The organism is Algoriphagus sp. UBA3586, from assembly GCF_002376385.1.
GTDB classification, from domain to species: domain Bacteria; phylum Bacteroidota; class Bacteroidia; order Cytophagales; family Cyclobacteriaceae; genus Algoriphagus; species Algoriphagus ornithinivorans.
Genome location: NZ_DFMT01000015.1, coordinates 19389 through 32523, shown reverse-complemented (window position 1 = coordinate 32523; position 13135 = coordinate 19389). Strand labels below are relative to the sequence as shown.

General features: G+C 39.3%; 9 protein-coding genes. 7 read left to right on the top strand and 2 right to left on the bottom strand.

All coding sequences use genetic code 11. The features are described from left to right. Both B2906_RS04410 and B2906_RS04405 read left to right on the top strand, forming a co-directional pair. Positions 1-3249 (top strand): type I restriction endonuclease subunit R, encoded by a 3249-nt coding sequence (locus tag B2906_RS04410; protein ID WP_219959258.1) that lies wholly within the window; start codon positions 1-3, stop codon positions 3247-3249. After that, entirely contained in the window at positions 3246-3941 is a 696-nt protein-coding gene (locus B2906_RS04405) for a M48 family metallopeptidase (RefSeq protein ID WP_286935721.1), read from the top strand. The genes B2906_RS04410 and B2906_RS04405 overlap by 4 nt, the downstream gene beginning before the upstream one ends. A 2-nt stretch (positions 3942-3943) precedes the next feature. Here the strand turns inward: B2906_RS04405 and B2906_RS04400 are convergent, their stop codons facing one another. Next, positions 3944-5296 (bottom strand): sensor histidine kinase, encoded by a 1353-nt coding sequence (locus tag B2906_RS04400; RefSeq protein WP_286935720.1) that lies wholly within the window; start codon positions 5294-5296, stop codon positions 3944-3946. Beyond that, complete coding sequence (locus B2906_RS04395; protein WP_091655588.1) at positions 5286-6674, bottom strand: sigma-54-dependent transcriptional regulator; 1389 nt, start codon at positions 6672-6674, stop codon at positions 5286-5288. The genes B2906_RS04400 and B2906_RS04395 overlap by 11 nt, the downstream gene beginning before the upstream one ends. A 319-nt stretch (positions 6675-6993) precedes the next feature. On the opposite strand from B2906_RS04395, the gene B2906_RS04390 reads away from it, so the two are divergent. From B2906_RS04390 to B2906_RS04370, 5 genes are all read left to right on the top strand, one after another. Further along, positions 6994-8241: an efflux RND transporter periplasmic adaptor subunit gene (locus B2906_RS04390; RefSeq protein ID WP_144602910.1), complete on the top strand. Its 1248-nt coding sequence runs from the start codon at positions 6994-6996 to the stop codon at positions 8239-8241. Positions 8242-8369: 128 nt separating this feature from the next. After that, positions 8370-8723 carry a four helix bundle protein gene (locus B2906_RS04385; RefSeq protein ID WP_144602912.1) on the top strand — a complete coding sequence of 118 codons (354 nt, stop codon included), beginning with the start codon at positions 8370-8372 and terminating at the stop codon, positions 8721-8723. Between the two features lie 135 nt (positions 8724-8858). Next, the gene (locus B2906_RS04380; RefSeq protein ID WP_091655584.1) at positions 8859-9557 is read left to right on the top strand and encodes an ABC transporter ATP-binding protein; all 699 of its coding nucleotides are present in this window, start codon (positions 8859-8861) and stop codon (positions 9555-9557) included. 216 nt (positions 9558-9773) lie between these two features. Continuing rightward, complete coding sequence (locus tag B2906_RS04375) at positions 9774-12143, top strand: ABC transporter permease (RefSeq protein ID WP_286935719.1); 2370 nt, start codon at positions 9774-9776, stop codon at positions 12141-12143. 250 nt (positions 12144-12393) lie between these two features. Then, positions 12394-13083, top strand: a complete 690-nt coding sequence (locus tag B2906_RS04370; RefSeq protein WP_286935718.1) for a head GIN domain-containing protein — start codon at positions 12394-12396, stop codon at positions 13081-13083. Positions 13084-13135 lie beyond the last annotated feature (52 nt).

Here is a 13135-nt window from a genome sequence, read left to right as displayed (position 1 = left end):
ATGAACACCCCCAGTTTTGTAGAAGACCATATTTCCCAAATTCCTGCCATCCAATGGCTTTGCAAGCTGGGCTTTGAATACCTAACTGAATCTGAAGCATTGCAAATGCGAGGGAATAAAACCCAGCAGGTGATTTTAGAAGGAATTTTGCGGAAGCAGCTTCGTTTGATCAATTCCGAAAAAAAGATCAGTTCTTCGCGTACTACTTACATCAGCGATGCCAATATTGAAAACGGAATCCGAACTCTCCAAGAAATCTCCCTCAATGAGGGATATATCCACGCGACGGAGCATGTATATAATTTATTGACCTTGGGCATGGCTGTCGAGCAATATGTCGACGGGGATAAGAAAAGTTTTACCCTGCATTTTATTGACTGGGAGAATCCGAAGAATAATAAATTTCACGTATCAGAGGAATTCCGTGTCATGCGTAGCACCTCTCGTGACCATTACGTGCCTGATTTGGTTCTTTTCATCAACGGAATTCCCATCGTCATCATTGAATGTAAGCGACCCGATATGAAGGAGCCGCTTGCCCAAGCAATTTCGCAACATCTCAGAAATCAGCAGGAAGATGGGATTCGAAGTCTTTATATCTATTCTCAGTTGTTGCTCTCATTGGCCAATCAGGAAGCAAGCTATGCGACCAACGGGACACCTGGGAAGTTTTGGGCCAAATGGAAAGAAAAATTTTATTCTGAGCCAGATGAGAAAAATTATCAGAAAAAACTGGTCAAAATCAAGGATTCCAGGCTGTCCACTGAAACTCATCAAAAACTTTTCGGAGAGCGTTTTCGGTATGTAAAGCAATATTTTGAAGCCTTGGAGGAAAAGGAGGTTCGGCTAACAGAACAGGATGAATACCTATATAACCTCTGTCGACCGGAGCGCTTGATGGATTTGATTTACAGTTTTATCCTATATGATGATGGGGCTAAGAAGGTTGCGCGCTATCAGCAGTTTTTTGCAGTCAAGAAAACCTTGGAACGGATTAAGCGCCCATCGATTGATGAGAAAGGTAGGATGAAAAGGCAAGGGGGGGTGATTTGGCATACCCAGGGTAGTGGTAAATCTTTGACCATGGTAATGCTGGCCCAAGCAATAGCAATGGAGCCTAGTATTTTGAATCCAAAGATCATATTGGTTACCGATAGAACTGACTTGGATCAGCAAATCACCAATACCTTCAGAAAATGTGGTAAAAGTGTGAGTAATGCATCCACTGGTACTCAATTGGTGCATTTACTGGAAAGTCCTTCAGACGCTGTAGTAACCACTATCATCAATAAGTTTTCCGCAGCAGTCAAGAAGATTCAGGAGCCTTTAAACAACCCCAATATTTTTGTATTGATCGATGAAGGCCATCGAACCCAGCATGGGGTTTTCAATATTGAAATGCAAAAAACATTGCCCAATGCTTGTTTCATTGCAATGACAGGAACCCCACTATTCAAAAAGGAGAGAAGCACTGCAGCAAAATTTGGAGGTACTATCGATTCATACACTGTAGATCAGGCAGTGAAAGATAAGGCCGTTGTTCCGCTTTTGTATGAAGGAAGGTTACCACATTTGAGAGTCAATTCAGCCCCCTTGGATCGATTTTTTGAAATGGTATCCGAACCGCTGAATGATAAAGAAAAAGCTGATTTCAAAAAGAAATTTAGTCGGGCTGATCAAATAAATTCTGCGGAGCAGCGGATTCTAGCCATTTGTTGGGATATCAGTAGGCATTATCGGGATAATTGGAAAGGGACAGGCTTCAAAGCCATGCTGGTCTGCGATAAAAAAGTCAACGCTATAAAGTATAAGGAGATTTTAGATGAAATTGGGATGGTCAGTTCTGAGGTTCTGATATCTTCTGTAGATGACAGGGAAGGGGAGGATTCCGCCTATGAACAAAGCAGTGATAAGGTTCATAGGTTCTGGAAACGAATGATGCAAGAGCATGGAACTGCAAAAAAATATGAAAGCCAAATCATAAGCCGCTTCAAGAATCAACCCGACCCTGAAATCATCCTTGTGGTTGATAAACTCTTAACAGGGTTCGATGAACCTAAAACAACAGTCTTATATCTAACTCGGAATCTTCAGGACCATAAGCTATTGCAGGCAATTGCCCGGGTAAATCGAGTCTATCCAGAGAAGGATTTTGGTTATGTGATAGACTATTATGGAGTTATAGAAAACTTGGATGATGCCTTAAAAATGTATTCCGCTTTTCAGGCTTTTGAGGAGGAGGATGTGGAAGGTACTCTGGTTAATATCAGTGAAGAAATCAAAAAACTGCCACAAAAGTACTCCGAACTTTGGGATTTATTTAAGGGAGTTGGAAATACCAGAGATGCGGAAGCTTATCAGCAAGTTCTTCGGGATGAAGCGATTAGAGCATCGTTTTATGATAAACTCAATTCTTTTGCGAAATCTTTGAAATTAGCATTATCTACCATATCCTTTCATGAAGAGACAGAACAGAGTCAAATTGAGCGATATAAATCCGATTTGCTTTTTTTCGTCAAGCTTCGAAATGCTGTCTCTTCTAGGTATTCAGATAGGATTGATTATAGCCGATATGAAAGTCAAATTCAAAAATTAATTGACACTCATGTGGCGGCTGAGGAAGTAGAACCGATCACTGATTTAGTAAATATTTTTGACCAAGAAAGCTTTGCTGCAGAAGTTGAAAAAACAGTGGGAGAAGCGGCAAAGGCTGACAAGATTGCAAGTAGGACTGCCAAACATATTGCAGAAAATATGGAAGATGATCCGGCATTCTACAAGAAGTTTTCACAAATGCTTTCCCAAGCAATCGCTGATTATGAATCCAGAAGAATTTCTGAAACTCAATACTTGCAAAAAGTAAAAGATGTAATGAATGGAGTCTTAAATCACACAGATACAGATTTGCCAGACTCTTTGAGGGAGAAACCAGTGGCTGCTGCTTTCTTTGGTCTGACTTCAGAATTTTTGAATGAAAAAATAAGTGATCAAAAAGTAGGGAAATTAATCTCCGAGCAGGCCTCCCATTCGATAGATCAAATGGTGAAAACAGCCGTTTTCGGAAGTGGGCCAAAGGCGATTGTGGATTGGGAAAATAAGGATGCTATAACGGGAAAGTTAATTATTGAAATAGGTGATTATTTAATTGACGAGGTCAGAGATAAATATCAACTGGAATTGTCTTTTTCCGAATTGGATGAGTTAGCAGTTAAGATTTTGGAGGTGGCGAAAAGGCGATACAAATCATGAAGGAGTCATTTCAGTTTGGTTCGAAGAGGATTGCTTATCAGATCAGGTATTCAGAAAGAAAAACCTTGGGTATCACCGTAACACCCGAATCAGAAGTAATAATTCAGGCACCATTAAATGCTGAAAAAGAGCGAATTCAAGAGATTTTATATAAAAGGGCCCCTTGGATTCTGAAACAACAAAGTTATTTTTTGTCCTTCCAGCCGAGGGCTACTGAGCGGAAATATATAAATGGAGAAACTCATTTGTATTTGGGAAGACAGTATAGATTGAAAGTTATTCAATCAAATAATCAGTCGGTGAAACTTCTTCACGGGGAATTATTGGTGGAAACTCCGAGCTTAGACCAAGTAAAAGCTCTAGTAAAGGCATGGTATTTAGGAAAGGCAAAGGAAAAATTTCAAGGATTAGCAAATCCTTGGATAGATAGGTTTAAAATCGAAGGAGTTCAGCCTGAAACGATTGTTTTACGAGAAATGCCTTTAAGATGGGGAAGCTGTACCCCCAAAGGAAAAATCATTCTTAATCCAGAACTAATCAAAGCACCGAAAGGATGCATTGAGTATGTAATCATCCATGAACTCTGCCATTTGATATACAGAGATCATTCTTCTGCATTTTTCAGACTTCAAACCCGATACATGAAAGATTGGGAAAAATGGAAGGAAAGATTGGAGAGGATTTTGGCTTAGATTTATCTAAAATTCAAAGTAAAAACTGTTCTTACATCCGGTTCCGACTCAACTGTCAAGCTTCCTCTGTGCAAATTCATAATTTGTCGGGAAATAGCTAATCCTATGCCTGATCCGGTTTTTTTGGTAGTATAAAAGGGTACAAAAATCCTCTCCAAAGCTTCTGGCACTATTCCCGGACCATTATCTTCTACCTGAATTATTGTTCCCAAATCCCCTTGAGATATAGCACGAATTATTACCCGCCTATCTGCTTGCTTCAACATGGATTCCGATGCATTTTTGATCAAATTGATTAGGATCATATTGATTTGATCTGGGTCACAGAGAATTTCCAATTCTTCGGGCCGAAATTCAGTTTTGACAAAAACTTCTTTGGACTTCAACTCCTCCTTGATCAGGCCTAAAACATCTTCAATGAGAGTTTTTGCTTTGATCCATTCCTTTTTAGGCTCAGGAATATTGGTGTAATCCCGGTATGCATTTACAAAATTTACCAAACCTTTGCTTCGGTTAGCAATAGTATCCAAACCCTCTTGAATATCTTGAAAACCATCTTTTTTGATCAGCATTCCTTCTTGTTGCACAAAGCTGTCTTCATCCAAAATAGTCCTAAGGGACTCAACCAAACTCGAAATTGGAGTGATGCTGTTCATGATTTCGTGCCGTAAAACCTTGGTCAGGTTTTGCCAAGCTTCCAGTTCATTAGACTGTAGTTCCGCATTGATATTTTGCAAGGAAAGTAATGTCCAACTTTGTCCACCCATTTTCAGGGAAGTTGACTGAACAATCAAAAACAAAGAAGGGCTTACCTTATAGGAAGTTCTTTGCCCCGGCTTCATTTCTAAAACCTCTTGCAATAAAGTGGGGGAAAGCCTGCCCAAATCACTGATATTTCTAAACTGAGGAATTTGAAGTAATTGCTTTGCGGCATTATTGATTACCCCGATTTTTCCTTCTGCATTGAAAGAGATGATTCCGGTATTGATATGCTGGATGATTACCTGAAGAAAGAGCATTTGTTCTTCTTTCTCAGCACGGGTTTGCTTAAAAACCTCCATCACCTCGTTGAAGGCAAAATTCACCTCCTTAAAAGAGCTTCCCATCTTGCTATCTGAAGTAAAAGAGCTTGAGAAATCCCCAAATCGAATGGAATCCAGAAATCGAGCTAGCTTTTGATTTACAGAATTGACGTAATGGATTAGCTCCACAATCAGCCCCAAAACAATCAATGTAATGACCGCAGGGGCAAGCAGTAGATTTTGTCTAAAATACAACCAAACTCCTGTAAATAAGCAAAGTGTAATCAGAATGACCCGAACACTTATCCCTATCGAAAAGCGCTTATAAACCATACTTTTCCAATCTTCTGTAAAGGGAGGATCTTGTGAGTCCTAACTCTTCAGCAGCTCGAGTAATATGTCCATTGTGCTTTTGAAGAGCTTTTCTGATCAAAATTCTTTCAACATCTTCTATATTCAAATGCTCCAAGCTGACATTCTCTTCTGATTTCTCAGGCTGTCCCGTTTTTTGCAAAAATAAATCCTCAGGCTGTAGTACATTGTGATTACTCATAATCACAGCTCTTTCTATACTATGCTGCAGTTCCCGAATGTTTCCCGGCCAATGATACTTGGTCATTCGCTTAATCAAAGGCTCAGAAGCTTTTCGAATGTCTTTATTGTATTTTTTGGAATAATAGCTGATAAAATGATCGGCCAAAAGAGGGATGTCTTCCACTCTTTCTCTCAAAGGAGGTAAATTGATTTCAATTGTATTGATTCGGTATAATAAATCCTGCCTGAAAGTATTGTCATAAACCATGGAGTGAATAGGCATATTAGTTGCTGAAATCAATCGGATATTGACATCTACGGGTCTATTGGCTCCAACTCTCGTCACTTGCCTATTCTGCAATGCGGCCAATAATTTAGCCTGCAATGGTAAGGGTAGGTTGCCAATTTCATCTAAAAACAAGGTTCCTTTATGCGCTTGCTCAAATCGGCCCGCACGGTCCTCTTTGGCATCAGTAAATGAGCCTTTTTTATGCCCGAATAATTCTGATTCAAATAGGGTTTGGGTGATCGAACCTAGATCCACTCCCACAAAAGCTTCTCTGCTTCTTCTGGAATTTCTGTGAATAGCTCGGGCTATCAATTCCTTTCCGGTACCATTTTCTCCTAAAATCAAAACATTGGCATCCGTACTTGCTACGCGTTCAATGGTCTCAAAAATCTTCTGCATCGCAGGGCTTTGTCCGATGATGTCTTTGAATTTATTGTCAATATCCTGCTGTAGAGTCGCTTTTTGATCTTTAAGCAAGTTGACCTCCATTTTCTTTTGACGAAGTTGAAGAGCAGAGTTTAGGGTAGCCAGTAACCTTTCATTTTCCCAAGGTTTCAATACAAAATCTGTAGCTCCTTCTTTGATTGCCCTGACGGCAAGATTGACATCGCCATATGCTGTAATCAAAACAACCACCGCGGAAGGATCCAATTCCAGAATACGGTCCAACCAATAAAAGCCTTCTTGTCCTGAGCTGACATCTTTGGTGAAATTCATATCCAACATGATGACATCATAATTTTCATTATGCGTCAGGATAGGAAGAAGGTCAGGATTAGTTTCGGTATCTACTTGTGCAAAATGTCTTTTCAAAAAGATTTTAGCTGCTTTTAAAAGATCTTCGTTGTCGTCAACTATGAGAATTTTACCTATTCTTTGCTCATTCATGCTTTTAAGGTTTTTGCTGGAATCGTATCAAGCTACCATCTAATATTCCAAAAGTCTGCCGATTTTTCAAACCATCAATTATTTTTAATAAATGCCCGTTTCCGATCAAATTCGAGCGATTTTAAAGCATGGTCCATCAGGTTCTTGATAGGAGTCAGACTTTCGTTTTTGAAAAGTTTTGTTCGCTGGCGGACGAAATTGTTCGAGTCTCGAAAGCCCTCTATTTCCAAAAACAGGAAATATATCCTCTGAGAGGCATTTTTTGCATGGCACATCATTTGGCATAAAAGGGTACAGCCAGAAAAGGCAATCACACACAATGGATAGAAAATTAGAAAAGAAAACATGGACAGCAAAGAAAATCGCTTATCTGCTAGGTGGGCTGGTGGTCGTTGCTGTAATTATTTACCAGTTGGGTTTTGCGGACCATAGATCCACCATGAATGTGGAGAGGGACAGACTTAGTATCGCCACTGTATCTAAGGGAGAGTTTACTGACTATATATTGGTCTCTGGTCAGATTGAGCCCGCACAAACTTTTTTCCTGGATGCGGTTGAAGGCGGTATGGTCGCCGATGTGATAAGAGAGTCAGGAGCCTTAGTAGAAAAAGGGGATACTATTTTAGCCTTAACCAACTCCAATCTTCAGCTGGATGTGATGCAGCGGGAGACTATGTTATATGAACAAATCAATAATCTCCGTCAAACCCGCTTGCTTTTGGATCAAAATGATTTGAATCAGCAGGGGCAATTGGCAGAGATAGATTATCAAATCAGTCTTTTGGAACCACAATTCAAAAGATTCAAAGAATTGCATAGTAAAAAGCTGGTTTCAGATCGAGAGTTTGAAGAGGTTAAAGAGCAATATGAATACAATCTAAAAAGGAGGAAGCTGACTTATGAGTCTTACAAGAATGACTCAGTAGCGCGCTCCATACAATTGGCTCAGCTTCGTAATTCTGAGAGAAGAATGCAGGCTTCATTAACTGGAGTTGGTAAAATTCTGAACAACTTAATCATAACCGCTCCAATTGCAGGACAGCTGGCTATGGAGCAAATTGAAATAGGGCAAGCGATAAATCCTGGACAGCGATATGGGCAGATAGATGTCATGGATGAATTTAAAGTTCGGGTTCCCATCGACGAGCTCTATCTGCCTAGAATTGGCAGAGGCCTGAAGGGTAAATTTACTTTGAGTGGACAAGAGCATGAACTTGAGATATCTAAAATTTACCCTACTATCACTAATGGAAGATTTGAAGTAGACATGGTGTTTACCGGTGAAAGTCCTAAAGGAATTCGTAGAGGTCAAAGTGTGAGAATCCGATTAGAACTAGGGGATAGTGAGCAAAGTCTATTGATTCCTACCGGTGGATTCTTTAAAGATACTGGTGGAAATTGGGTCTTTGTCTTGAATTCTTCTGGAAATGCCGAAAAAAGAAATATTCGTCTAGGCCGCAAAAACCCAGAGTACTATGAGGTTTTGGAGGGCTTGGTAGAAGGTGAAAAAGTGATTGTTTCCGGGTATGAGAATTTCGGGAATAATGAGGTGTTGGAGTTGAGGTAAAGTTGGAAGACCGAAGACCGAAGACGGAAGATTGAGAGATAAAATTGTGGAAATAGATTTTATTTAAGTTGATAGTTTGAAAGTCAAGTCAAAAGCTTATATTTATTTTATTAGTTAAATAAATTGTTATGAGCTTTAAGTTTGAAAAACTTTTGATTTGGCAAAAAGCAATGGATTTAGGAGAGCATGTTCACAAAATTTCAAGACAATTTCCAAAAGAGGAAATGTACAACCTAACAAGCCAAACCATTAGATCTGCTGATTCAATTGCATTAAATATAGCAGAAGGTTCTATCTCTCAAAGCAACCCAGAGCAACATAGGTTCTTGGGGTACTCTGTGAGGTCTATTGCTGAATTGATTACCTGCCTTTATAAAGCAAAAAGAAGAGAGTATATCAATGAATCAGATTTCAAGTGGATATATCAGGAATGTTTTGACTTAATGAATATGACAATAGGCTTTAAAAATAAAATGAAATAGATGGAATTTAATCTTGGGCTAAATAATGCTAGTGATTTTCATATTTAATAAATCATTACATCGATCATTAAAAAATTAATGGATGGAGGTCCGATTGCTTCGGTCTTCGGTCTTCCGTCTTAAATCTTATAAATCATGGAAAACGTAATCAAAACAGTAAACCTTCGGAAATTATATACCACCGAGGAAGTGGAAACCACCGCATTGGATGGAATCCAAATTGAAATTAAAAAGGGTGAATTCGTAGCCATAATGGGGCCTTCCGGTTGTGGTAAATCAACCTTATTAAATATCATTGGCCTTTTGGATAACCCGGATGAGGGTGAGTATCATTTCCTAGGTCAAGAAGTGGCCAACTATTCAGAAAGACAGCGCTCTTCTCTAAGAAAGGGGAATATTGGATTTGTTTTCCAAAGCTTCAATCTAATCGATGAGCTAACTGTATTCGAAAATGTAGAGTTGCCTCTACTGTATCTGAAAATACCATCCGATGAGCGAAAACAAAGAGTAGAGGAGGTTTTGACCAGGATGAATATCATGCATAGACGCAATCATTTTCCTCAGCAGCTTTCAGGTGGTCAGCAACAGCGTGTTGCCATTGCTCGAGCTATTGTAGCCAAGCCATCAGTGATCCTTGCCGATGAGCCTACCGGTAATTTGGATTCCAAAAACGGGGAAGAAGTCATGAGGCTATTGGAAGAATTGAATAATGAAGGCACCACTATCGTAATGGTTACTCACTCACCTCATGATGCAAATTATGCCCACAGGGTAATCAATTTGTTTGATGGAAAAGTAGTGACTGAGAATATTAGGGAGCAATTCCATATTTGATTTCAGTTATTCCCTTTTGAATGAGTCGAATTAACACTATTTCGGCCTTTCAATTAAATCAAATTAGTCTCGTGCGAAATCGGACAAAATTGTTCGGATTACTAATCCAGAAAAATCAGAAAAATGCCCATTTTGACAAATTTGGGCATTTTTTGCTGGCACAAAAAGTGAATATCTAAGTGTGAGGCTTTGGATGCCTCTTTTATAACATGACCTATGTTTAAGAACTATTTAAAAATCGCATTTCGAGGCTTTGGTAAACATAAGCTTACCTTCTTCATTAATTTGTTTGGCTTGACCTTGGGACTTTGGGCAGCAATTCTGATAGGATTGTGGATCAAAAGTGAACTGGAAACTGATAGAGGACTTCCGGGTTCGGATCAGGTATTCAGGGTCATGGAGCATCAGAATTACGGAGATCAGGTTTTTACCATTCCTTCTACTCCTGGAGTATTGGCTGAGGCCATGAAAGAAAATTTAGCAGAGGTTCAATATGCTGCAACCTATACCTGGAATGAGGAGAATTTATTTGTTCAAGGTGATAAACGTGTAAAACTTTCCGGGATTTATGCCGGGGCGGATTATTTGAAAATTTTCCAATATCCTCTGCTTTCTGGAAATAGAGAACAACTGCTATCAGACAAATCCCATATAGTTCTGACCGAATCATCAGCAATCAAATTATTCGGAAAAACTGATGTTTTGGATGAAGAAATTGAAATGATTTCTACTGACGGAACGGAGCTCTTCTTGGTGAAAGGTGTTATTGCAGATGAGGGAATGGTCAATTGGGAGAAATTTGATTTTATCCTGCCTTATAAATTGTTTTTTGATAAACCATACAATAGTTGGTTACAACACTGGGGGAATAATGGTCCCAGTACCGTGATAACCTTGCAGGAAAATGCGGATCCAGAAGCATTTTCGGCTTCGATAAAAGATTTCATTCGGGATCGTTTTGAAGGTTCAAATGCAGATCTATTTGTTTTTCCTCAAAGTGATATGTACCTCCATGGTTCATGGAAGGATGGAATAATTCAGGAAGGGAGAATAAAGACGGTTAAGCTTTTTGCTATGATTGGATTTTTCATTCTGGTCATTGCCTGTATTAATTTCATGAACCTATCCACTGCCAAATCACAAAAACGCTCGAAAGAGGTAGGTGTGAGAAAAGTATCAGGTGCAGATAAATCCAGTCTTATTTATCAGTTCTTGAGCGAATCCCTGCTAATTACCTTTTTCTCAGGCTTGTTTGCCTTGGTTTTGGTTCAGCTGACACTTCCGGTATTCAATCAATTAGCTGGAAAAGAATTGGTCCTTCCAGTCTTAGATCTTTATTTCTGGGCAGGCTTTTTACTTGTATTGGTGTTTACAGGACTTCTGGCAGGGAGTTACCCCGCTTTTTATCTGTCTTCCACCAAAGTTGTATCTGTCTTTAAAAATCAATTTAGTGGTAATCGAAAAGTAGCATTCGCCAGAAAGGGCTTGGTCTTATTTCAATTTGTTTTGGCGACCTGCTTGCTCATATCTACGGTTGTCATTTTCCAACAAATCAATTATGCATTGAACCAAGATTTGGGCTATGAAAAAGATCAGTTGATTTTAGTGCCTTTAGAAGGTGAATTGCCAGAGAAGTATGAGATATTCAAGTCTAGGTTGGAGGCAAGGCCTGGAATTTCATCGGTAAGCAGAGCCTCCCACAACTTGATGGGAAGAAGTAGTAATACCGGGGATGTATCATGGGATGGCAAAGAACCAGGCTTTAATGCTTTGTTTGAAAGATTTAGAGTTGATTATGATTTTTTGGAAACCGTGGGGATAGAATTGCTCAGCGGGAAGGATTTTTCTAAAGATCGTATTTCAGATTCAGTGAGCGCCGTTATTCTAAATGAGAAGGCTTATGAACTTATCACTCAAAATAATCCTGAAAACAATACTGTGATTATCAATGAAGAAAGATTAGAAATAATAGGAGTTGCCAAAAATTTTCATTTCCAAAGCATGCATCAGACCGTGGAACCTGCTTTCATGGTGATAGACCCTGCTTTCAATTTTAATTGCTTCATTCGCATCAATTCATCTTCCATGCAAGAAGCCTTGGCAGAAATAGAGGGAGTCTTTGCAGAGTTGAATCCTGTATTTCCATTTACCTATCAGTTTATGGATGAAAATTATGCCAGAATGTATAGAGAAGATGTAAGGCTCAGGGATTTGGCTAAGTATTTCAGCTTGTTGACTATTTTGATTTCTTGTCTGGGTTTATTGGGGTTATCAGCTCATGTTGCTGAACAGAAAACCAAGGAAATCGGAATTAGAAAAGTATTGGGAGCATCTACATTTTCTATTTTGAATGTCATCAATAAGGAATTTATCACGATTGTTTCGATTTCAATCTTGCTGGGCTCTGGATTAGGTTATTGGATTATGCAGGATTGGTTGTCGGGCTATGCCTACAGGATCAACTTTGAATGGTGGTTTATTCCAGCTGTAGCGGGTATTATTTTTCTGATTGCTTTATCCACGGTTTGGATTCAGTCTTATAAAGCCGCCAATTCCAATCCTGTGCAGGCGATTAAGACGGAGTAAGTTTAGTCGAAATCTAAAATGGAAATACTCTCTAAGTTAATTGGAGAGTATTTTTTTATGCAACCCATTTAAGCAAACCTGCATCTATAAAACAGGAGGGATTTGATGGGCTTTAGAATATTGTTCGCTTGCGGTCAAAAATCCTAAGGATCGGACATGTAAATAATTGATATGCCGCTCTAAAGCTAAAAATAGCCTATTTTATCCCTTGGCACATTCTATGAATCTATTTATCTAAACTAACACAGCTATGAAAAAGAATCTGGCACCCATCTTAATTTTATTGGCATTCCTAATGGGATTTTCCGCCAATGCCCAGCAAACTGAAACCAGAAAATTAGATCGCTTCACCAAAGTGGAATCCGGTGGAAGCTGGGATGTTTTTATTACCCTAGGCAATGCCTATGAGGTAAAAATTGAAGCTCAAAATGTAGACTTGGACAAAGTTCTCACTGAGGTAAAAGACGGACAACTCAAGCTGAAACTCGAAAGAGGGAATTATCGAAACGTTAGGTTGAAGTTTTATGTAACCATGCCTGAAATTGAGGGATTGGGTTCTTCCGGCTCAGGTTCAATCACCGTAATGGATGATTTGGAATCTGAAAAACTTGGGCTGGGTGTTTCCGGTTCAGGACTGATCAAACTTCAGAAAGTTTACGCTTATTCCATGAGTGTAGGGATCAGTGGATCTGGAGATATTGTGGTAGATGGGGGAGAGGTTGAGAAGTTGGATATAGGTCAGTCGGGCTCAGGAGATTTTGAAGGAATGGACTTAAAAGCCCAGCAAGTAACTATTGGGAAGTCAGGTTCGGGAGAAACATATATTACTGCGATAGAAAGTCTTAAAGTAGGTGCATCCGGCTCAGGGAATGTATACTACAAAGGAGAACCTACCAAGCAAATAGGAACATCAGGTTCTGCCAAAGTAATCAAAAGATAAAACCAAGACCTAGCACTATGAATCCAAAAATGCCGAGTAGTATATTTTACTA

What these genes read in the sequence shown, in the direction of transcription:
- B2906_RS04390 (WP_144602910.1), top strand. Translation starts at nt 6,994, where the DNA reads ATGGATAGAAAATTAGAAAAGAAAACATGGACAGCAAAGAAAATCGCT.
- B2906_RS04385 (WP_144602912.1), top strand. Translation starts at nt 8,370, where the DNA reads ATGAGCTTTAAGTTTGAAAAACTTTTGATTTGGCAAAAAGCAATGGAT.
- B2906_RS04405 (WP_286935721.1), top strand. Translation starts at nt 3,246, where the DNA reads ATGAAGGAGTCATTTCAGTTTGGTTCGAAGAGGATTGCTTATCAGATC.
- B2906_RS04375 (WP_286935719.1), top strand. Translation starts at nt 9,774, where the DNA reads ATGTTTAAGAACTATTTAAAAATCGCATTTCGAGGCTTTGGTAAACAT.
- B2906_RS04400 (WP_286935720.1), bottom strand. Translation starts at nt 5,296, where the DNA reads ATGGTTTATAAGCGCTTTTCGATAGGGATAAGTGTTCGGGTCATTCTG.
- B2906_RS04370 (WP_286935718.1), top strand. Translation starts at nt 12,394, where the DNA reads ATGAAAAAGAATCTGGCACCCATCTTAATTTTATTGGCATTCCTAATG.
- B2906_RS04380 (WP_091655584.1), top strand. Translation starts at nt 8,859, where the DNA reads ATGGAAAACGTAATCAAAACAGTAAACCTTCGGAAATTATATACCACC.
- B2906_RS04395 (WP_091655588.1), bottom strand. Translation starts at nt 6,674, where the DNA reads ATGAATGAGCAAAGAATAGGTAAAATTCTCATAGTTGACGACAACGAA.
- B2906_RS04410 (WP_219959258.1), top strand. Translation starts at nt 1, where the DNA reads ATGAACACCCCCAGTTTTGTAGAAGACCATATTTCCCAAATTCCTGCC.